Here is a 21,118-nt window from a genome sequence, read left to right as displayed (position 1 = left end):
CGCATTTTTAGACAAAACAGTTGCGGGGTTGATTATTTAATCATCAGATTCGCTTAATAATTACCAGGTGGTAAAGTTTATGGCTGCCGCAGGGCATCCAGCAGTAACCTGAAAGCGGTAGTGTGCTGGCGACGGCTGGGATAATAAAGATGGTACCCTTCAAAAGTGGGGCACCACGGCTCAAGGACGCTGACTAACCGCCCGTCATTCAGCGCAGCCAGAACCGACGCTTCAGGCACGTAGGCGAGTCCGAGGCCATTCTCAGCGGCGTCGATGCGCTGGGACAGGCTGTTCAGCGTAAGCTGCCCCTCAACCCGCACGCGCAGCTCGCGCCCGTCGCGTTCAAATTCCCACTGATACAGCCCCCCACGCGTGGGCAGGCGCATGTTGATGCAGCGGTGGTCAGCGAGCTGCTCCGGCGTCTGCGGAACGCCAAAGCGTGCCAGATAATCCGCGGAGCCGACGACGGCCATGCGCATGTCCGGGGCGATACGCACCGTAATCATATCTTTTGCCACCTGTTCACCCAGGCGTACTCCCGCGTCGAAACGGCCGTCCACGATATCCGTCAGGCCGTTATCGACCGTCACCTCGACGCTAATCTCCGGATACTGCAGCATAAACCTCTTCAGTACCGGCCAGAGCACGGCGTCCATCGCGTGCTCGCCGGCGACGATGCGGACAGCGCCTGCGGGTTTGTCGCGGGCGCTACGAAGCACCGCAAGCTCCTGCTCGATCTCCCGCAAGTGCGGGCTTAAGCGCGCAAAGAGCTGCTCACCCGCCTGGGTGGGCGCTACGCTGCGGGTTGTGCGGGTTAACAGGCGCACGTCCAACCGCGCTTCAAGCTTGCGCATGGCATGGCTAAGGGCCGATTGCGAAACGCCCAGCTGCGCCGCTGCGCGCGTAAAGCTGCGCTCGCGGGCAACCACCATAAAAGAGAGCAGGTCGTTGAAGTTATCTTTTAGCATCGCGGTTGCCTCTATTTATGAATTTCAATCATATTTCCTATCTGATTATGCACGCTAATCGTTCGGAATGCTTTGCGCTACTGTTAACGCAACAGACAACGAGGAGCACAAGATGAAAATTATCCGCAGCGGTTCATTACCTTCAGCACAGGGGCCGGAAGCCTGGTTCACCGGCACCGTCCGCATTGACGCGCCCTTTCAGGCGACCGAACCTGCCCGCGTCGGCGGGGCAACCGTGACCTTTGAGCCGGGCGCGCGCACGGCATGGCATACGCATCCCCTGGGGCAAACGCTGATTGTGACGCAGGGGCGCGGCTGGCTACAGGAGTGGGGCAAAGCGGCGGAAGTGCTGAACCAGGGCGATATCGCCTGGATCCCACCCGGCGTGAAGCACTGGCACGGGGCAAGCGCGCAAACGGCGATGACGCACATCGCCATCGCCGAATCGGAAAACGGCAGCCCGGTAGCGTGGCTGGAAAAAGTCACCGACGAGCAGTACCCGAACGACTAACCGCCAAACACGGCAATCGCCTGCTTAAGGCGCGTCGCGCGCTGCGTCAGGTGATTCGCGGCGTGGGTGACGTTATCCACCATCCCCGTATTGGTGAGGGTCATGGCGCCGATACGGGAGATGGACGCGTTGATGAGCGTTAGCGCCTGGGTTTGCTCCTGCGTGGCGTGGCCGATCTCCTTAATAAGGGAGGAGACCTGCAGAACGTTTTCGATCATCACCGTCAGCTGCGTTTCGGTCTGTTCCACTTTCTCCACGCCCGCGTTGACGCTGGCAACGTTTTTCTCAATCAGCGCTTTGATCTCTTTCGCCGCCGTCGCCGAGTGCTGCGCAAGATTGCGCACCTCAGCCGCCACCACGGCAAACCCGCGCCCGGCCTCACCGGCGCGCGCCGCTTCAACGGCAGCATTCAGCGCAAGAATATTGGTCTGAAAGGCAATACGATCGATAACGCCGATAATATCGACAATCTGGCCGTTATCCTGCGAGACGGACTGCATCATACCGATGGTTTCTTTCATCATCGCTTCACCGCAGCGGGCGCTGGCGCGGGTGCGATCCGCCATCTCCGTGGCCTCTTTCGCGGTTTCCGCCGTCTGCTTCACCGCGCTGGCGATCTCCTCCACCGCAGAAGCGGTTTGCTGCAGAAAGTCTGCGCTCTCTTCGGAGCGCGTCTGCAGCGCTGCACCTTCTTTCGCGACCTGCTGGCTGATGGTGCCAATCCCGCTGATTTGCGCCCCGACGTCGTCGACCAGCGAATTCAGGTTTAAACCGGACTGATTCACCAGGCGCATCATCAGCCCGATGTCATCGATCCTGTCAAAATGGTAATAGGTCGTTTTACGCCCTGAAACCACGCTCTGCATCTGTTGCACGATGGATTTTAACGGCCGGGCGATCTGCGCGTGTAGATAACAGGCGAGGGCAATAAACAGCAGCACCAGACTTCCGGCCTGAACGCGACTATCCGAGAATAAATATATCGCCAGGCAGGAGAGTAATGCTGTTGCTGCAATACCAAGGTGGATTCGTTTGCCGGTGCTGAGACGTTTAAAGAGCGACATAAAGGAAAATAAACCGCGCCGGATTAACAGCCCTTTATAAAAACGATGATGTTTTAATTCATTATTACGTACTTTCTCATACAGTTTTTCACTGGCCGCGATCTCTTCCCGGGAGGGAATATTCCGCACGGAAATATAGCCCGTGAGGGTTTCATCCTGCCAGACCGGCGTCACGTTAGCCCGCACCCAGTAATGGTCGCCATTCTGACGACGATTTTTCACCATCCCCGTCCAGGTCTCACCCTGCTGCAGGGTAAACCACATATCACCAAACGCCCCGGCAGGCATGTCGGGATGGCGGATGAGGTTATGCGGTTCACCCAGCAGATGTTCTTCTTTATATCCACTGGCTTCAATAAAAGCGGAATTGGCATAGGTAATATGACTTTCTGTATCGGTGGTCGACATTAGCGTCGAACCATCGTTAAGCAAATACTCGTTTTGTGTAACGGGAGTGTTACGCCTCATGAGTAACTCCATAATTATGTGCAAGAATAAAAACACCCGGAAAACGCTCAGGTAAGATTAATATGATTATTTTTATAGCTGTCAGGGGCTATTCTCTCTGAAATTAATATTATTCGAAATAGCCCCATTAATTATTTTTATAGGGTTAGTTACAGCGAATGTAATAAAAATGAAAATATTTCCAGACGCGCTTTTTTGAACCGCTTTAAATAAATGACCTAAGCCAAACTGAAAGAGGGAGATCGCCTCCCAGGGAAAATTGCCCTGCTGAAATAGCGTTTCGTTAACAGGATGAAAACGTTATTATTTAGTCAGTTTTCGTTAACGGGGTGAGGCTTAAGTGAAAATTAACGTCATCGGAACCAGCGGGAGTGGAAAAAGCACCCTGGCGAAGCAGATTGCGGCCGAACTGGCGATTCCCTATATCGAGATGGACAGGCTCTACTGGCGCCCCGAGTGGCAGGGTACTCCGGACGATCTCTTTGAGGAAAAGCTGGAGCAGGCGCTACGGGCGTCGCCAGACTGGGTGCTTGACGGTAACTATAACCGCACGCGGCCCATTAAATGGCGTAACGTCGACGTTGTGGTGTGGGTAGATTACGGGTTTGTCCGCACACTCTGGCAGGCCGTCATAAGGGCCATCAAACGGGCATGGCACAAGCACGAGCTCTGGCCCGGCACGGGGAACAAAGAGAGTTTTCGGCGCGCGTTCTTCAGCAGAGAGTCCATTATCATCTGGACGATGAAAACCTGGCGCAATAACCGCACGCGTTATGAAGCCGATCTGCAAGATCCGCGCTACGCGCATATCCGCTTTGTCCGCATAACCCGCCGCGAGCAGGCGGAAACGCTGCTTGCCTCCCTAAAGTCTTATTCTTAGCATGGTTTTATATATCTGATTTCCGGCAAACCAAATGTAAATTAATTGTTTCTCAGTGGTGAAATGCGCCTTTAATAATGTCGACATGTTAAGTCAAACGAGAACGCAACATGTCATGGCGAATCAGCATTCTGGATAAAAGCCCCATCGCTGAAAATGAAACGGCTGCCGATGCACTGGCGCGTACCCTTGCGCTGGCGCAGCAGGCAGAAAATCTGGGCTATCACCGCTTCTGGATTGCCGAACACCACAATACCCCACAGCTTGCCAGCCCTTCACCGGAGCTGCTGATTGCCTGGATCCTCGGGCAAACCACGCGGATTCGCGTCGGCTCCGGCGGCGTGATGCTTCAGCACTACAGCCCTTATAAAGTTGCCGAGAATTTCAACGTCCTGGCCGCGCTGGGGCCGGGCCGCGTGGATCTCGGCGTCGGAAAAGCCCCCGGCGGCCTGCCGCTCTCGACCCGCGCGCTGCAGCAGGGTCTGAATCAACAGGAAAAGGGCAGCTTTGCCGAACAGCTGGCCCAGCTCGATCGCTGGATCCGTCCTGAACATCAGTCAACAGAAGAAGCTGTGCTTGCCACGCCGCTGCCGCCGTCACCCGCGCAGGGTTTCCTGCTGGGAGCGAGCACTGAAAGCGCGCTGCTGGCCGCCCGGCTTGACTGGCACTTTGTCTTCGCCGCGCACCTGAACGGCGATCCGGACTTGCTGCGTGAGGTAATCGCCACCTGGCGTGAAAACAGCACCCGCGAGGCGATTGTGGCGGTGCAGGCGATTGTCGCGCCGACGCAGGCCGAAGCGGAAGCGCTGGCGCAGAAGGTGGAAGTGTGGGGCGTTGAGCTGACCAACGGACAGCGCGTCACCGTCGCCAGCGAAGAGCAGGCTTACGCGTTTGCGCGCCAGGCGGGAAGTGAACCGGTGCGCATTGCGCGTCGGGCGCAATCTCTGCTGGCGGGCACGGCGGAATTCGTGCTCGAACACCTGAACGCCCTCCATGAAACGTGGGGCATTGACGAATTTATTATTGATACACCGATTGCGAATGGCGCCACGCGCGTGGCGTCCCTGCGGCTGCTGGCCGAGGCGCGTCTTAACAGGGAGGTTACAGTATGAGCTTTGGCGAACAGCTGATTGCCTGGCGGCGCGAGCTGCACCAGAACCCGGAGCTGTCGGGTCAGGAAGTGGAAACCACCGCGCGCCTGCGCCAGTGGCTGACAAACGCGGGCATTGCGCCGCTGCCTTATGAGCTTTCGACCGGGCTGGTGGCGGAAATCGGCACCGGCAGCAGGCTGATTGCGCTGCGCGCAGACATTGATGCTCTGCCGATAGAGGAGCGCAGCGGCGTGCCGTTTAGCTCGCAACGTGCGGGGGTGATGCATGCCTGCGGACACGACATCCACACCAGCGTGATCCTCGGCGCGGCGCTGAAGCTGAAAGAGCGTGAAGCGTCGCTCGACGGGCGAGTGCGGATCCTGTTCCAGCCTGCGGAAGAGAACTTTGGCGGCGCGAAGAGCATGGTGCGGGCCGGTGCCCTGCGCGACGTGAGCGCGATTTTCGGTATGCATAACGAGCCCGGCCTGCCGGTCGGCGAGTTCGCCACCCGCGGCGGGCCGTTCTATGCCAACGTCGACCGTTTCGTGATCCGCATTACCGGCAAGGGCGCGCACGCCGCACGTCCGCACGAAGGCAACGACGCCATCGTGCTGGCGAGCCAGCTGGTGACGGCGCTGCAGAGCGTTGCCAGCCGCAACGTCAATACGCTGGATTCGGTGGTGCTGAGCGTCACGCGCATCGCCGGCGGCAACACCTGGAACGTGCTGCCGGAAAGCGTCGAGCTGGAGGGCACGCTGCGAACCCACCGCACGGAAGTGCAGCAGAACGTGAAGGCCCGCGTGGGCGAAATTGCCGCCGGGTTTGCCAGCGCCTTTAGCGCGCAGATCGATATCACCTGGTATGCCGGGCCCACCGCGCTGGTGAATGACGAACGCTGGGCCGATTTTGCCACCTCGGTTGCCCGGGAAGCCGGTTACGAAACCCGGCACGCGGAGCTGCACATGGGCGGGGAAGATTTCGCGGTCTATTTGCAGTCCATTCCCGGCGCGTTTGTCAGCATTGGCAGCAACAGCCCGTTTGGTTTACATCACCCGGCGTTTAACCCGGATGAAGCATTAATTGAGCCCGCTGCCCGCTATTTTGCACAGCTTGCGGAAAAAGCCCTGCAACACGTTTAATTCAGAAGAGGTGAATATGTCTGCACATCGTCAACTGCGGCTCGGGACCATTTTGCATGGTGCATCCGGGAATATGTCCGCCTGGCGTCACCCTGCGGCCGTCGCCGATGCCAGCATCAATTTTGATTTCGTTAAGGCGACGGCGTTAAAGGCGGAAGAGGGCAAACTCGATTTCTTATTCGTTGCCGACGGCCTTTATATTAACGAAAAGTCGATCCCGCATTTTTTAAACCGGTTTGAACCGCTGACGGTGTTATCCGCGCTCGCCAGCATCACCTCGCGCCTGGGGCTGGTGGGAACCTTATCCACCTCCTACAGCGAGCCCTTTACCACGGCGCGTCAGTTCGCCAGCCTCGACCATCTGAGCAACGGCCGCGCGGGCTGGAACGTGGTGACCTCACCGCTGGAAGGGTCGGCGAAGAACTTTTCCCGCGAAAAACACCCGGAACACGCGCTGCGCTACCGGATCGCCGATGAGTATCTCGACGTGGTGAAAGGGCTGTGGGATTCCTGGGAAGGTGATGCGTTCGTACGTAATAAAGAGAGCGGGCAATTCTTTGACGCGTCAAAGCTTCACGCCCTGGATCACCACGGTGATTTCTTCCAGGTCGCCGGGCCGCTGAATATTGGCCGCACCCCGCAAGGGCGTCCGATTGTATTCCAGGCCGGCGCGTCGGATGACGGGAAAAAGCTGGCGGCGAAACACGCCGATGCCATTTTTACCCATCACGAAACCGTCGAGGAAGCAAAGGCGTTTTATCGCGACGTGAAGCAGCAGCTGGAAACGCACGGCCGCCGCGCCTCTGATTTACATATTTTCCAGGGCGTCAGCGTTATTGTGGGTAAAGACGCCGATGACGTGGAAAACCAGTATCAAACCACGGCGGCGCTGGTGTCGATTAACGATGCCCTTAATTACCTCGGGCGTTATTTTGAACATCATGATTTCAGCCAGTATCCGCTCGACGAACCGTTCCCGGATATCGGCGACTTAGGCAAAAACAGCTTCCGCAGCACCACCGATGAAATCAAGCGTAACGCCCGCGAGCGCAGCCTGACCCTGCGTCAGGTGGCGCTGGAAGCCGCTTCGCCGCGCCCGCGCTTTTCCGGTACGCCGGAGGAGGTTGCGGACGGCCTGCAGGCCTGGTTCGAAGGCTATGCCGCAGACGGCTTCATCATTCAGGGCGGTACGCCGGACACCTTCCCGCGCTTTGTTGACCAGGTGGTGCCCGTGTTACAGGCCCGCGGCCTGTTCCGCACCGACTACCCGGGCACCACGCTGCGCGAAAGCTTAGGCCTGGACGAGCCGAAAAACGCCTTCACACAACAATAAAAGAGAACACCGCTATGCAGAAAACATCGCTTATTCTGGCGCTCGCGCTGGCCTTTACCCCTGCCGTCTGGGCAGAGAATGTAAATATTAACGGCACCGGCGTGAGCATTGAGGCTAATAAAACGCCGATCAACACCGCCAAAAACGGTGATGCCATCGCCCAGCTGCCGAAAGACTACCGCTTCGCCGTGCCGGGCAAATTCACCGTGGCGGTGGCCGCACTTAATTCGCCGCCGCTGACGGTCTTCTCCGATGACAACAAAACGCTGTTGGGAAGCGAGGTCGACGTTGCGCGTCTGGTGGCGGACAGCCTCGGGCTGGAGCTGAACGTGGTGCCGACCTCCTGGGAAGACTGGCCGCTGGGCGTGGCCTCAGGGAAATACGATGCGGCCATCAGCAACATCACCGTCACCAAAGAACGCAAACTGAAGTTTGATTTTGCCACCTACCGCAAGGATTCCCTCGGCTTCTACGTGAAATCTACCAGCCCGATTACGTCCATTGAGAAAGCGGAGGACATCGCCGGGCTGCGCATTATCGTGGGCTCCGGCACGAATCAGGAAGCCATTCTGCTGGCATGGAATGCTGAAAACCTGAAGAAGGGGCTGAAACCTTTTACCCCGATCTACACCAAAGACGATGCGGCACAAACCCTGGCGATCCAGTCCGGGCGCGCGGACGCCTTCTTTGGCCCGAACGTGATTGGCGCGTGGAAAGCCGCGCTGACGGGTAAAACCAAGCTGGTCGGCAGCGTCGACGGCGGCTGGCCGAAGGCGGCGCACATCGCGGTAACGCTGAAAAAAGGCAGCGGCCTTGTCGAGCCGGTACAAACCGCGCTGAACGGCGCTATCAAAAGCGGCGATTACGACAAGGTGCTGAACCGCTGGGGTGAGGGCGTTGAGCGCATCCCGAGTTCAGAAGTGAACCCTGCTGGCCTGGGTGATTAAGGAGGCGCGATGAGCGAACAATTTCGTGATGTTTCGCCGGAAGATGCCGAACTCCAGCCCATTATCGAGGGGTTGTTCGGTGAATACGCGGCCCGTTACGGGGACTACTTCTCTAAGGATGCGGAAGTCGAGCTGACGGAGTGGTATCTGGCGCCGCAGGGGCTGTTTATCGTCCTGGAGCGCGATGGTGAAATCATCGCCACCGGCGCCTACAAGCCCTTTGACGAGCGGACCGCAGAGATTAAACGTATCTGGACCAACAAATCCCTGCGTCAGCAGGGACTTGCCGGGCGCGTGGTGCAGGAGCTGGAGCGCAGGGCGGTGCTGGCAGGGTATAGCCATATCTACCTGACAACCGGTTTTCGCCAGCCGGAGGCGGTCAGGCTCTATATCAGCCAGGGCTACCAGCCGCAGTTCGATCTGAACCGGGATCCGGAAGAGTATAGCCAGCCGCCGTTTGACGGCCGGCTGCGCTTCACCAAAACGCTGGTACGCGAAGCGTTCAGTCAAACCGCATGAGGAACGACGATGAGCAACGTTGAAACCATTAAGGTGGTCCCGGCGCGATATCCGCTGCGGGCCGTCGGCGCCGCGGTGGCGCTGTTTGTCCTGGCGGTCGTCATACAGTCCGTGGCCTTTAACCCGCGCTGGGAGTGGGGGTATTCGCCCGCTGGTTCTTTGACCCGGTGATCCTCGAAGGCGTCGGCCAGACCCTGCTGCTGACGCTGATCGGCACCGCGCTGAGCGTGGTCATTGGCGGCATGCTGGCCCTGGCGAGACTCTCTTCGTCCTGGCTGCTGAGCAGCCTGGCGTGGGCCTACATCTGGCTGTTCCGCTCTCTGCCGCTGATCGTGGTGCTGATCATTCTCTACAACTTTTCCTATCTCTACGACACGCTCTCTCTCGGCGTGCCGTTCACCGGCATCACCTGGGGCAGTTTTGAAACCATTAACGTGCTGGGGCAGTTCTCCACCGCCGTGGTAGGGCTCACCCTGGTGCAGAGCGCCTATACCGCCGAGATCATTCGCGGCGGATTCCTCGGCGTCGACCACGGGCAATATGAAGCGGCCGCCGCGCTCGGCCTGCCGGCCTGGCGCCGCACGGTGCGCATTATTTTGCCGCAGGCGCTGCGCACCATTCTGCCTTCGGGATTCAATGAGATCATCAGCCTCGCCAAGGGCACGGCGATGGTCTACGTCCTGGCGATGCCGGAGCTGTTTTATACCATCCAGATGATTTACAACCGCACGCAGGAGGTGATCCCGCTGTTGATGGTCGGAGCCGCCTGGTACCTGGTGATTACCACCGTCTTGTCCGCTATCCAGTACGGTGTTGAACGCGCGCTCGCCCGCAGCGAACGCCGCTCTGCCGTTAATCAGAACCGCGCCACCCGTCGTAGCCGTTCTGTCACCACCGCACCAGCACAGGAGCCCGTCCATGCAAGCCTCTCCTGAAGGACACATTTCGATTACCGGCGTCAGCAAGTATTTCGGTCGCCATAAGGCGCTCGACAACGTCACGCTTGAGATCCCGCCCGGATCCGTGACGGTGATCCTCGGGCCGTCCGGCTCGGGCAAATCGACGCTGCTGCGCACCATTAACCACCTGGAGCGCGTCGACGAAGGCTTTATCCAGATAGACGGCGATTACATAGGCTATCGCCGTCAGGGCGACCGGCTCTACGAGCTTAAAGAGAAGGAGATCCTCAAGCAGCGCATCAACGTGGGCTATGTGTTCCAGAACTTCAACCTCTTCCCGCACCTCACGGTGCTGGAAAACCTGATAGAGGCGCCGGTCGCGCATAAAAAGCTCAGCAAAAAAGAGGCGGTGGAAAGGGCGTTCAGCCTGCTGGACGTGGTTGGGCTGCGGGATAAAGCGGACGCCTGGTCCCGCCATCTTTCCGGCGGCCAGCAGCAGCGAATTGCCATTGCCCGCGCGCTGGCGCTGCGCCCGCGCGTGATGCTGTTTGATGAACCCACCTCGGCGCTGGATCCGGAGCTGGTGGGGGAAGTGCTGGACGTGATCAAAAAGCTGGCCCGGTCCGGCACCACGCTGGTGGTGGTCACCCACGAGATCGGCTTTGCCCGGGAGGTGGCGGATCAGGTGGTGTTTATGGTCGACGGAAAAATTGTGGAGCAGGGCAGCAGTGACGAGGTGCTGAATCATCCATCGCATCCGCGAACGCGCCAGTTTCTCTCCAAAGTCTTATAAGGAGCACCAATGAAATACGGACTTCTGGCGGGGCTGATTTTTTCAGCCGCCAGCCACGCCAGCATTGATTTAAAAGCCAACGAGCAGCCGCTGCCGATGACGGTCGATCCGCAGGCGGTGGCGAAGATCCCCGCGAATTACCGGTTCGTTGAACCGGGGACGCTGACGGTCGCCATTTCGGCGCTGAACTCCCCGCCGCTGGCGCTGCTGGCCAGCGATAACCGAACGCGGATTGGCAGCGACCCGGATATCGCTCGCCTGCTGGCGGGCAGCCTGGGGCTGAAGCTGAAGCTGGTACCGACGGCGTGGGAGGACTGGCCGCTGGGGATCGCCTCGGGGCGCTACGACGTGGCGCTGGTGAACATTGCGGTGACCGAACAGCGGAAAGAGAAGTTCGATTTTGCAACCTACCGCGTCGATTCGCTGGCGTTTTCGGTGAAATCCACCAGCGAGGTGCAGTCCATTAAAAACGCGGAAGATCTGGCGGGGAAAAAGGTGATTGTCGGCTCTGGTACTAATCAGGAACGTATCCTGCTGGGCTGGAACGAAGAGAACCAAAAGGCAGGGCGGGCACCTGCGCTGCCGGTCTATCTCCAGGACGATGCCTCGGGCAATCTCTATATTCAGTCCGGCAGGGCGGACGTGTTCTTCGGGCCGCAGTCGGTCTCGGCCTATAAAGCCGCGCTCACCGGCAAGACCCGCGTGGTCGGTTTAGGGCCGAAAAAAGCCTATGTCGCGACCACCACCAAAAAAGGCAACGAGCTGGTGTACGCCCTGCAGGCCGCGCTGAACGGTGCGATTACGCGCGGAGATTACCAGAAGGTGCTGGCGCGCTGGGGCGAGCAGGGCGAAGCGGTAGCACAATCGGAGGTCAACCCGCCTGGGATAACCTACTAATGGTGCTCTACACTTAGGGTTTTCATCCCTCACCCTCAGGGGGCAACATGATTAAACTCTATGGCGTACCCGGCTGGGGCTCGGCAATCAGTGAAGTGATGCTAACCCTGGCTGATATCCCTTATCAATTTATCAACGTGGACGGGTTTGATCAGCCCGGTCCGCAGCGTGAGTTGCTGCACAAGCTGAACCCGCTGTGCCAGGTGCCGACGCTGGAGCTGGAAAATGGCGCCATCATGACCGAAACGGCGGCGATTGCCCTGATGGTGCTCGACAGGTGTCCCGATCTCGCCCCGCCCGTAGGTCAGGCTGAACGCCAGCAGTTTCAGCGTTTGCTCATCTGGTTTGTGGCGAACGTCTATCCCACGTTTACGTATGCCGACTATCCCGAACGCTGGGCGCCGGACGCGCCGGAGCAGCTGCAGAAAAACTGCATCGAGTACCGGAAATCCCTCTATTTGTGGTTCGAAGAACAGCTCAGCGCTGCCCCGTTTGCGCTGGGTGAACGGCTGACGCTGCTGGACGTGTATATTGCGGTGGCGCGCACCTGGGGACCCCGACACGCCTGGTTTGCGGCCAATACGCCGAAACTAACGGCCGTCGCGGATACCGTATGCCAGCTGCCGGAACTGCACAAGGTGTTAAAGGTCAACGATATTATCTGATAACGTGGAGCCCTGACTCACAACTGGAAGCCTGCATATGCCACACGTAGATATCAAATGTTTTCCCCGTGATTTGAACGACGAACAAAAAACCGCCCTGGCGGCGGATATTGCCGAGGTGATTATTCGCCATTTCAACAGCAAAGACAGTTCCGTGTCGGTGGCGTTGAACCAGGTGAATCAGGAGGACTGGAAAGCGCAGGTCTGGGATACCGAAATAGGACCGAAGCTGGACGAGCTGATTAAGAAGCCCGGCTACTCAATGTAGGATCTTTGTGCCGGGGAGCGGATCCGTTCTTCCCCGGCTTTCCCCGCCTGTCATCCCGCTTTTCGCAAAAATCGATAAAAATGCGTTTTGTCTTATCCGCTACACTTTACGTTTCTGACTGACATTTCATAAATCCTTAGGAAAGATCTTCAACAGAATCAGTTAAGGACAGACACGTTAAAGGATAATTTTCTGATGACAAAATTACCGCGGTTTTCCCTCGCTTTTCTTCACCCCCGTTACTGGCTCAGCTGGGCCGGCATTGCCGCGCTGTGGCTCATCATGCTGCTGCCTTATCCGCTGTTGTTTCGAATCGGTCACGGCCTTGGGCGGCTGGCGATGCGCCTGCTCCCCCGGCGCGTCGAGATTGCCCGCCGCAACCTTGAGCTTTGCTTTCCTGAGATGAATGAGAATGAACGCGAGACGTTGCTGCAGCGTAATTTTGAATCGGTAGGCATGGGGGTGATCGAAACCGGGATGGCATGGTTCTGGCCGGCGTGGCGGGTGCAGAAATGCTATACCGTGGTGGGCTATGAGCACATGGAAAAGGCGCGGGCGAAAGGCAATGGCGTGGTGCTCGTGGGCATGCATTTCCTCACCCTTGAGCTGGGCGCGCGGATCTTTGGCATGCTTAACCCCGGCATTGGGGTGTATCGTCCTAACAATAACGCGCTGCTGGACTGGCTGCAGACGCGCGGGCGCCTGCGTTCCAATAAAACCATGCTCGACCGCTATGATTTAAAAGGCATGATCCGCTCGCTGAAGCAGAATGAAATTTTGTGGTACGCCCCGGATCACGACTATGGCAAAACCAATAGCGTCTTCGTGCCGTTTTTTGCGGTGCCGGATGCCGCCACGACGGCGGGCAGCTATATGCTGGTCAAAAGCGCGCGGCCTGCCGTCATCCCCTTCGTGCCGCGGCGCAGGGCGGACGGCTCAGGTTACGAGCTGATTATTCTGGAGGATATCGGTGAAGCGCTGCAGGGGGGAGATAAAGAATCCGTTGCGACGCAGATGAACAGGGCAATTGAGCGCGCGGTACGGATGGCGCCAGAGCAGTATATGTGGCTGCACCGTCGCTTCAAAACGCGTCCTGAAGGCCAGCCTGACCGGTATGCCCGCCGCAAAACGGCGGCACCGCGGGCTGATATTCTGTCCGTCGACGATTTTTCCGACCGCTCGGGCGTACAACATTAAAACAGCACCAGGGCCCTCACCGCGCGGTGAGGGCATGACCGATCCTACAGCGCGGAGCGGCGGTAAGGCGCATAGTCCGCCTGCCACCAGGTCTTCTCGATGCGCGCCATCAACGTCTCATCATCTATCGCCGGGGCAACGCCCTGGGCAATTGCGGCCCGTGCCACGGCGACGGCTATCTGGCGTGACACCGTTTCAATACAGTCAACCGGCGGCAGCAATCCCCCTTTTTCCGTTGTGACCAGCGGAGACTGCGCCGCCAGGCTGCGGCTTGCTGCCATCAGCATCTCTTCGGTTACCCGGCGCGCGTTACAGGCCAGAACCCCTAATCCCAGCCCCGGGAAAATATAGGCGTTGTTACACTGGGCGATGTCGTACTGCGTGTCCTGCCAGAAGACCGGGGCAAACGGGCTGCCGGTAGCCACCAGCGCGGCGCCCTGAGTCCAGGCGATAAGATCCTGCGGCTGAGCCTCCGCCCGTGACGTCGGGTTCGAAAGCGGCATGATAATCGGGCGCGGGCAGTGGCGATGCATCTCTTTGACAATCTCTTCGCTAAACAGCCCCGGCTGGCCCGAAACGCCAATCATCACCGTTGGGTGTGCGTTCTTCACTACGTCCAGCAGGGAAATATTCTTCGTCTCTACCTGCCAGCGGCTAATGGCGTCGCGCGCGGTGAGCAGGTTTTTCTGGAAATCGAGCAGGTTGGTCATGTCGTCGGTCAGCAGGCCGAAGCGATCGACCATGAAGATCCGGCTGCGGGCTTCGGACTCGGTCAGGCCGTCATCCACCATTAGCGCCACAATTTTTTCTGCTATCCCGCATCCGGCGGAACCGCTGCCCAGGAAGACCACGCGCTGGTCGCGAATGCGCGTGCCCGCGGCATGGGCCGCCGCAATCAGCGTACCTGCGGTAACGGCTGCCGTTCCCTGAATGTCATCATTGAAGCAGCACAGCTGGTCGCGGTAGCGCTGGAGCAGTCTGGTGGCGTTTTTCTGGGCAAAGTCTTCAAACTGCAGAAGAACGTTGGGCCAGCGCGCCCTGACGGTGCTGACAAACATATCCATAAACTCGGCGTATTGATCGTCGCTGATGCGCGGATGACGCCAGCCCATGTACATCGGGTCGTCCAGGTGCTGCTGATTATTGGTACCGACGTCCAGCATGATCGGGAGGGTAGAGGCCGGATGGATCCCCCCGCAGGCGGTATACAGCGACAGCTTGCCAATCGGGATGCCCATTCCGCCGATACCCTGATCGCCAAGCCCTAAAATACGTTCCCCATCCGTCACTACAATTACGCGGATGTCGTTGCGCGAGAAGCTTTGCAGCATCTCATCAATGCGATGGCGGTTAGGCCATGAAATAAATAACCCGCGCGCGCGGCGATAAATCGTCGAGAAATGCTCGCAGGCTTCACCCACTGTCGGGGTATAGATAATTGGCAGCGTCTCTTTCAGATGCAAACGCAGGAGATTATAAAAGAGGGTTTCATTAGTATCCTGAATATTGCGCAGATAAACATGACGGGAAATATCACTTTTAAAATGGCAGAACTGCACCCAGGCACGTTCGGTTTGTTCTTCAATGGTTTCAACGTTGTGCGGCAATAGCCCATGAAGGTTAAAATTATCCCGCTCTTCTTTAATGAAAGCGAGCCCTTTATTTAATAACGGGTTCTCCAGCAGTACGGCTCCGTTATAGGGCGTATACAGCACTTTTTTGCGAGACATGGTTAACTCCTGACTATTTAAAAGGCGAGTAAAAACAGCGGCTTTAATGGTTTTAAAGACACGGTATTTGTGTGATTGATTGGGGGGTAATTTAGCGCCTGGCTAGCGGAGCAGGAGTGATAAAGTTCACATTCTTTCTGGTTTTATTAATTTCAAAAAGGTATGCATTGATCGCCACGAATAACTTTAGTTACATAATGATGAATTAAATTATTTAAAAGGAAAGCGTTGTTGTGTTCACATTTCTCTTCGGGGGCGCATGTTAATTTCATCCTGAGCCTGATTTTAGAAAAGGCCGCATAATTCATTATTTATATTTAAAAATATTTATTTTATCAGGAATGGTTTCCAGCCTATTCCTTTATCTGTATATCCGAACACAATTTTCAGGTGATTATATGAAAGATAATCCTGTACCGACTTCTGCGCTGCCGACCTCGCGTTTCGCCTTTGGGCTCAATACCGAGGTTGGCGCTGTCCCGCTGATGCTGTTTGTCGGGATTGCCGCCATTGTGGCGACATCCGCCTGGGCAGGGCTACTGCCGAAAAATATGATTGGCGGACTCGCGGTCATCATGACCCTCGGCTTCGCGTTTGCCAAAGTAGGGCGTCAAATCCCCCTGCTGAAAGACATCGGCGGCCCGGCGATCCTGTGCCTGATGGTGCCCTCCGTGCTGGTCTACTTTGGCGCATTCGGCCAACAGACCCTTGATACGGTGCATCTGCTGATGAAAGAGGCGAATCTGCTCTATTTCGTCATCGCCTGCCTGGTGGTCGGCAGCATTCTGGGGATGAACCGGGTACTGCTGATCCAGGGGATGATGCGCATGTTTGTTCCGCTGGTGGCAGGGACATTCATGGCCGTGCTGAGCGGGATCATTGTAGGATCGTTGTTTGGCTATACGCCTTACCACACGTTCTTCTTTATCATCGTTCCGATTATTGGCGGCGGGATTGGCGAGGGGATTTTGCCCCTGTCCCTGGCCTATTCGGCAATACTGGGACACACGCCGGACGTCTACGTTGCGCAGCTGGCACCCGCTGCGGTCGTTGGGAACATCTTCGCCATTATTTGTGCAGGCTCGCTGGCGCGTCTCGGGGCAAAACGTCCCGCGCTTACGGGTAACGGCATGCTGACCCGAAGCAAAGAGGACGCCAGCCTGTTTACCGGGGCGCAAAGTGCTCAACAGACGGATTTTCATCTGATGGGCGGCGGGTTGCTGATGGTGTGCGCTTTTTTCATCGTCGGTGGATTGTTTGAAAAACTGGTCCACATTCCCGGCCCGGTGCTGATGATCCTGATTGCCGTCCTGTGTAAGTACTTCAGGGTAATCCCGGCCTCCATGGAGCAGGGGGCGCACAGCTGCTATAAATTCGTCTCGGCCGCGCTTGTCTGGCCGCTGATGATCGGCCTCGGGATGTTATACGTTCCGCTTGAGAGCGTGGTGTCGGTCTTCTCGGTGGGATACGTGGTGGTGTGCGGCTCGGTCGTGATTGCGATGGCGCTGAGCGGCTACTTTATTGCGTCGCGTCTGAATATGTATCCCGTGGAAGCGGCCATTGTGACCTGCTGCCACAGCGGTCTGGGCGGAACGGGGGATGTGGCTATTTTGTCGGCCTCTAACCGGATGTCGCTCATGCCGTTTGCGCAGATTGCCACCCGCATCGGCGGCGCGTCGACGGTGATTTCCGCCACGCTGCTGATGGGATGGATTATGGCGCACTGATCTGAAACGTCAGGATGCTGAATCGCAACGACATTTTCAGGATGCCGCTGCGGTTCAGTCCTTTATAAATATCACCGCGCTGTATAGAATTACCGCATCCACAGCGACGGGATACCACACGATGACCGGAAGAGTTGATTATCAGATTGAAAAATATCTCCTTACCGAAGCCGCCGAGCCGGAGCGCCTGACGCGCCAGTGGGCAGAGGTGATGGAGGAGTGTCGTGAGCAACAGTCCGGTGCAGAGGAGCGGCTGCGTCTCGCGTTGCTTAATGTGGATTACGTCACCAGCTTCGAGCTGCCCTTCAGACTACTCCTTACCCGTGCACCCCAGCTGATAGATGTTGTCAGAAAAGAGCTTCAGCTCAGTCAGAAAAATGTTCTGTTCAACGGCAAGCGCTTTGGCTGCGTCTATAGCCTTAAAAGGGATCTCGACGGAATACCTGACGAATTTACCTATCAACTTAAAACGCGTATCCAGCGCAGTGACGTGACAGGATGCAGTGAAGTGCCTTACCGGCAAATTGCCCAGCAGGTTAAAGCCCCGAAGGAACGCCTCAAACTGGCGCTGGAAAACGGACTGTCGGTGACGGCACTCGACGGGCTTTTCTGGTTTGGCATCCAGCGTATCGCGGCCGATGTGCAAAGATTACGCAAGACAGGGATGAGGATCGTGACGTCCGACGCCGAGGTGTTTGATACGCTCACCAAAACCACCCGGCGGATCCCGGTCTATCGCCTGGAAGGGACTGAAATTATTTAACCTGCAGCAGTATCTTCATCAGCCCGGGAAAACGGGTATCCAGATCCTCTCTGCGCAACGAAATCATATTTTCTCGTCCCTGCGGACGCTGCCAGATGACGCCGCTGTCGCGCAACACGCGCCAGTGGTGTGTCATTGTCGATTTCACTACATCCTCCGGGCGCAGTGCGTTGCAGCTGAGTTCGCTGCCGTCGGCCAGCCGGCGAATAATCGACAGCCGGAGCGGGTTGCCGAGGGCAAACAGCACATTTTCCAGCAGTATTTGTTCAGTTTCGGGATGGTTAGGGATCATCGTTTTCCTGCGTGTGGTGTCAGATTGAGCTATATCAACAATAGGTCAACCATTAAAAAAAAGTTCGATAATACTCGTACAATAGGACTATTATAGCAAACGAACGAATACACGACCATACCGGTCGTCACACACAGGTCATAGAGACTTAAGGAAATATCATGCCCCGACCCATCCCCCTCGAACGTTATCGCAACATCGGTATCTCCGCGCATATCGATGCCGGTAAAACAACCACCACCGAGCGCATCCTGTTTTACACCGGGATGAGCCACAAGCTGGGTGAAGTACACGATGGCGCGGCAACAACCGACTGGATGGCGCAGGAGCAAGAGCGCGGGATCACCATTACGTCCGCAGCCGTCAGCTGCTTCTGGCCGGGTATGGACAGAGGGTTTGAACCGCACCGGATCAACATCATCGACACCCCGGGGCACGTGGATTTCACCATTGAGGTGGAACGCTCCATGCGCGTTCTCGACGGTGCCGTGATGGTGTACGACTCCGTGGGCGGCGTGCAGCCTCAGTCCGAAACCGTCTGGCGTCAGGCGAATAAGTATCACGTGCCGCGTCTGGCCTTCGTTAACAAAATGGACCGTCCGGGCGCCGATTTCTTCCGCGTGGTGCGGATGATGCAGGAGCGCCTGAAGGCGAATCCGGTACCGATTGTGATTCCGGTTGGCGCGGAAGAGCATTTCACCGGCGTGGTGGATCTCATCAAGATGCGCACCATTCTGTGGGACGATGCCACCCAGGGCATGGTGTTCACCTATGCGCCCGTGCCGGATGACTTAGTGAAAACCGCTCAGGAATGGCGGGAAAAGATGGTCTCTGCGGCGGCAGAAGCCAGCGACGATCTGATGGATAAATACCTGGAAACGGGCGATCTGGACGAAGCGGAAATCATCAGGGGGCTGCGTATTCGCACCATCTCGGGTGAAATCCAGCCGATGCTGTGCGGCAGCGCGTTTAAAAACAAGGGCGTGCAGCGCATGCTCGATGCGGTCATTGAGCTGATGCCGTCGCCGCTGGACGTGCCGGCGATTGACGGCGTGGATGAAAAAGGGCAGCACGCGGAACGTCACCCCAGCGATGACGAACCGTTTTCGGCGCTGGCGTTTAAGCTGATGAGCGACCCGTACGTTGGGCAACTGACCTTTATCCGCGTTTACTCTGGCGTGTTGCGCAAAGGCGACGCGGTGTATAACCCGGTGAAAGGGAAGAAAGAGCGTATCGGGCGTATCGTGCTGATGCATGCCAACGATCGCCACGAGGTGGACGAACTGCGCGCCGGGGATATCGCTGCCTGCGTTGGGCTGAAAGATGTGACCACGGGTGACACCTTAACCGACCCGAACGCGGTGATCACGCTTGAGCGGATGGAGTTCCCGGATCCGGTTATCTCGCTGGCGATCGAACCGAAAACGAAAGGCGATCAGGAGAAAATGGGGATCGCGCTGCAGCGTCTGGCGGCGGAAGATCCGTCTTTCCGCCTGCACACTGACGAAGAGTCCGGCCAGACCATTATCTCCGGGATGGGTGAGCTACACCTGGAGATTATCGTCGATCGCATGAAGCGTGAGTTTGGCGTCGAGGCGAACATTGGTCGTCCGCAGGTAACCTACCGCGAAACCTTGCGTAAAGCGGTGAAGGATATCGAAGGCAAATTTGTCCGTCAGTCCGGCGGCAAAGGGCAGTACGGTCACGTAGTGCTGAGCCTTGAGCCGACCGACCCCGGCAGCGGCTTTACGTTTGAAGATGCCACCAAGGGCGGCGTGGTGCCGCGCGAGTATATCCCGTCCGTTGAGAAAGGGCTGCGTGAAGCCATGAACAGCGGCGTTCTGGCGGGGTATCCGGTTGTCGATGTCAAAGCGACGCTGACGTTTGGTTCGTATCACGAAGTCGACTCCTCGGAGATGGCGTTCCGCATGGCGGCGATCCTCGGCTTTAAAGAGGGCGCTCGCAGGGCGGATCCGGCGATCCTTGAGCCAATCATGCACGTGGAGGTGGAAACACCAGAGGAGTACGCCGGTAACATTATGGGCGATCTCTCCTCCCGCCGTGGCATGGTGCAGGGGATGGAAGAGCAGTACGGAAGCCAGATTATTCGTGCTGATGTGCCGCTGGCCGAGATGTTTGGTTACGCCACGACTTTGCGCTCGATGTCCCAGGGACGCGCGACGTACACGATGGAGTTCCATCATTTTGCGGAAGCCCCGCGAAATGTTGCGGATGAGATTATTGCGCGGCGTGCGAAGTAGTACGTTTACCCTCTCCCTTATAGGGGGAGGGTTTTCTCAATCCGGCGCCTTCACCATCTTCCCACTCGCCACAAACGTCCCGGCCCCAAGGTGATGCAGCGTATTCAGCTTATCGCCGTCAAACTGCCAGCGTCCGGCGACAAACGCGCGTTCATCTGCCGCCGCCGATACCACTTCGCCAAACAGCGTATCGTACTTTTCTGCCGCCGATGTGGCGGGTAATAATCGACACTCCATCCACGCCAGACATTTTTCTTCAATGACCGGCAGGCAGAGTTCGGGGCCGTTTACGACCGGGATCCCGTAGCAGTTGAATTTGTCTTCATCACGCCCGCTGACGCTACCCACCGCGTAAGTCCAGTTGGCCGCCGCCACGCCGGGGATGACGATGCCAAACTTCCCGCTGCGTTCTATCAGTTCGCGCGACCAGGCGCTTTTATCCACCACAATGGCAATACGCGGCGGTTCAAATTCGACGGGCATTGACCATGCGGCGGCCATCACGTTGCGTCTGTCCAGGGTTTCATCCCGGCTGGTAATCAGCACGGTAGGGCCGTGGTTCAGCAGGCGGCTGGCATGACGTAATTCAACAGGGCGAAAGGGGCTCATAGATTCTCCTCGTAAACAATCGAGTATGCAGAAAAAGCACGGAAATCAAAGTGAACGCGTAAAATTAGTTTATAAACAAAACATCACTTTTAAAGGA

At 57.4% G+C, this 21,118-nt stretch carries 18 protein-coding genes and 2 pseudogenes; 15 read left to right on the top strand and 5 right to left on the bottom strand.

The genetic code is table 11. The features are described from left to right. Positions 1 to 77: 77 nt before the first annotated feature. Positions 78 to 968 carry a LysR family transcriptional regulator gene (locus ACWHWP_RS12730; RefSeq protein WP_447855748.1) on the bottom strand — a complete coding sequence of 297 codons (891 nt, stop codon included), beginning with the start codon at positions 966 to 968 and terminating at the stop codon, positions 78 to 80. A gap of 112 nt (positions 969 to 1,080) precedes the next feature. Between ACWHWP_RS12730 and ACWHWP_RS12725 the strand changes: the two genes are divergently transcribed. Beyond that, positions 1,081 to 1,479, top strand: a complete 399-nt coding sequence (locus tag ACWHWP_RS12725) for a (R)-mandelonitrile lyase (RefSeq protein WP_447855747.1) — start codon at positions 1,081 to 1,083, stop codon at positions 1,477 to 1,479. Here ACWHWP_RS12725 and ACWHWP_RS12720 read toward each other — a convergent pair. After that, complete coding sequence (locus ACWHWP_RS12720) at positions 1,476 to 3,011, bottom strand: methyl-accepting chemotaxis protein (protein ID WP_447855746.1); 1,536 nt, start codon at positions 3,009 to 3,011, stop codon at positions 1,476 to 1,478. The genes ACWHWP_RS12725 and ACWHWP_RS12720 overlap by 4 nt on opposite strands. A 340-nt stretch (positions 3,012 to 3,351) precedes the next feature. Here ACWHWP_RS12720 and ACWHWP_RS12715 point away from each other — a divergent pair, with 340 nt between their 5' ends. From ACWHWP_RS12715 to ACWHWP_RS12665, 11 genes and pseudogenes are all read left to right on the top strand, one after another. Next, positions 3,352 to 3,891 carry an AAA family ATPase gene (locus ACWHWP_RS12715; RefSeq protein WP_063956526.1) on the top strand — a complete coding sequence of 180 codons (540 nt, stop codon included), beginning with the start codon at positions 3,352 to 3,354 and terminating at the stop codon, positions 3,889 to 3,891. A 110-nt stretch (positions 3,892 to 4,001) separates the two neighbouring features. Continuing rightward, positions 4,002 to 5,003 carry an LLM class flavin-dependent oxidoreductase gene (locus ACWHWP_RS12710; protein ID WP_063956524.1) on the top strand — a complete coding sequence of 334 codons (1,002 nt, stop codon included), beginning with the start codon at positions 4,002 to 4,004 and terminating at the stop codon, positions 5,001 to 5,003. Beyond that, positions 5,000 to 6,121: an amidohydrolase gene (locus ACWHWP_RS12705; RefSeq protein WP_447855745.1), complete on the top strand. Its 1,122-nt coding sequence runs from the start codon at positions 5,000 to 5,002 to the stop codon at positions 6,119 to 6,121. Before ACWHWP_RS12710 ends, ACWHWP_RS12705 begins: the two co-directional genes overlap by 4 nt. A gap of 16 nt (positions 6,122 to 6,137) precedes the next feature. After that, a pseudogene (locus ACWHWP_RS12700) lies at positions 6,138 to 8,401 on the top strand (NtaA/DmoA family FMN-dependent monooxygenase). 9 nt (positions 8,402 to 8,410) lie between these two features. Continuing rightward, positions 8,411 to 8,920: a GNAT family N-acetyltransferase gene (locus ACWHWP_RS12695; protein ID WP_447855744.1), complete on the top strand. Its 510-nt coding sequence runs from the start codon at positions 8,411 to 8,413 to the stop codon at positions 8,918 to 8,920. A 9-nt stretch (positions 8,921 to 8,929) separates the two neighbouring features. Continuing rightward, positions 8,930 to 9,855, top strand: a pseudogene (locus ACWHWP_RS12690) (amino acid ABC transporter permease). Beyond that, positions 9,839 to 10,612 (top strand): amino acid ABC transporter ATP-binding protein, encoded by a 774-nt coding sequence (locus tag ACWHWP_RS12685; RefSeq protein WP_059309952.1) that lies wholly within the window; start codon positions 9,839 to 9,841, stop codon positions 10,610 to 10,612. The pseudogene ACWHWP_RS12690 and the gene ACWHWP_RS12685 overlap by 17 nt, the downstream one beginning before the upstream one ends. Positions 10,613 to 10,621: 9 nt before the next feature. Beyond that, positions 10,622 to 11,509, top strand: coding sequence for an ABC transporter substrate-binding protein (locus ACWHWP_RS12680; RefSeq protein ID WP_447855743.1), 888 nt, complete (start codon positions 10,622 to 10,624; stop codon positions 11,507 to 11,509). A 47-nt stretch (positions 11,510 to 11,556) separates the two neighbouring features. Next, positions 11,557 to 12,174 carry a glutathione S-transferase family protein gene (locus ACWHWP_RS12675; protein WP_447855742.1) on the top strand — a complete coding sequence of 206 codons (618 nt, stop codon included), beginning with the start codon at positions 11,557 to 11,559 and terminating at the stop codon, positions 12,172 to 12,174. Between the two features lie 37 nt (positions 12,175 to 12,211). Further along, positions 12,212 to 12,442: a tautomerase PptA gene (gene pptA / locus ACWHWP_RS12670; RefSeq protein ID WP_047348369.1), complete on the top strand. Its 231-nt coding sequence runs from the start codon at positions 12,212 to 12,214 to the stop codon at positions 12,440 to 12,442. 195 nt (positions 12,443 to 12,637) lie between these two features. Beyond that, a complete protein-coding gene (locus ACWHWP_RS12665) occupies positions 12,638 to 13,639 on the top strand; it encodes a Kdo(2)-lipid IV(A) acyltransferase (protein WP_447855741.1) in 1,002 nt (333 codons plus the stop codon). Positions 13,640 to 13,683: 44 nt separating this feature from the next. Here ACWHWP_RS12665 and ACWHWP_RS12660 read toward each other — a convergent pair whose 3' ends face one another. Beyond that, positions 13,684 to 15,369 (bottom strand): NAD-dependent malic enzyme, encoded by a 1,686-nt coding sequence (locus ACWHWP_RS12660; protein WP_447855740.1) that lies wholly within the window; start codon positions 15,367 to 15,369, stop codon positions 13,684 to 13,686. Positions 15,370 to 15,767: 398 nt separating this feature from the next. Here ACWHWP_RS12660 and ACWHWP_RS12655 point away from each other — a divergent pair, with 398 nt between their 5' ends. Continuing rightward, positions 15,768 to 17,096 (top strand): 2-hydroxycarboxylate transporter family protein, encoded by a 1,329-nt coding sequence (locus ACWHWP_RS12655; protein WP_447855739.1) that lies wholly within the window; start codon positions 15,768 to 15,770, stop codon positions 17,094 to 17,096. A gap of 121 nt (positions 17,097 to 17,217) precedes the next feature. Beyond that, entirely contained in the window at positions 17,218 to 17,859 is a 642-nt protein-coding gene (locus tag ACWHWP_RS12650) for a helix-turn-helix domain-containing protein (RefSeq protein ID WP_063428303.1), read from the top strand. On the opposite strand, the gene ACWHWP_RS12645 is transcribed toward ACWHWP_RS12650, so the two are convergent. Continuing rightward, a complete protein-coding gene (locus tag ACWHWP_RS12645) occupies positions 17,852 to 18,151 on the bottom strand; it encodes an ArsR/SmtB family transcription factor (protein WP_047348374.1) in 300 nt (99 codons plus the stop codon). The two genes, ACWHWP_RS12650 and ACWHWP_RS12645, sit on opposite strands and share 8 nt — an antisense overlap. A gap of 161 nt (positions 18,152 to 18,312) precedes the next feature. On the opposite strand from ACWHWP_RS12645, the gene fusA reads away from it, so the two are divergent. Further along, positions 18,313 to 20,412, top strand: coding sequence for an elongation factor G (gene fusA, locus ACWHWP_RS12640; RefSeq protein ID WP_059309957.1), 2,100 nt, complete (start codon positions 18,313 to 18,315; stop codon positions 20,410 to 20,412). Positions 20,413 to 20,448: 36 nt separating this feature from the next. Here fusA and ACWHWP_RS12635 read toward each other — a convergent pair whose 3' ends face one another. Beyond that, entirely contained in the window at positions 20,449 to 21,021 is a 573-nt protein-coding gene (locus tag ACWHWP_RS12635; RefSeq protein ID WP_447855738.1) for a flavin reductase family protein, read from the bottom strand. Positions 21,022 to 21,118 lie beyond the last annotated feature (97 nt).

The organism is Enterobacter sp. WI-ESBL-E8 (genome assembly GCF_053364895.1).
The sequence above is the reverse complement of the archived record's forward strand: the minus strand, read 5'-3'. Positions and strand labels throughout refer to the sequence as shown.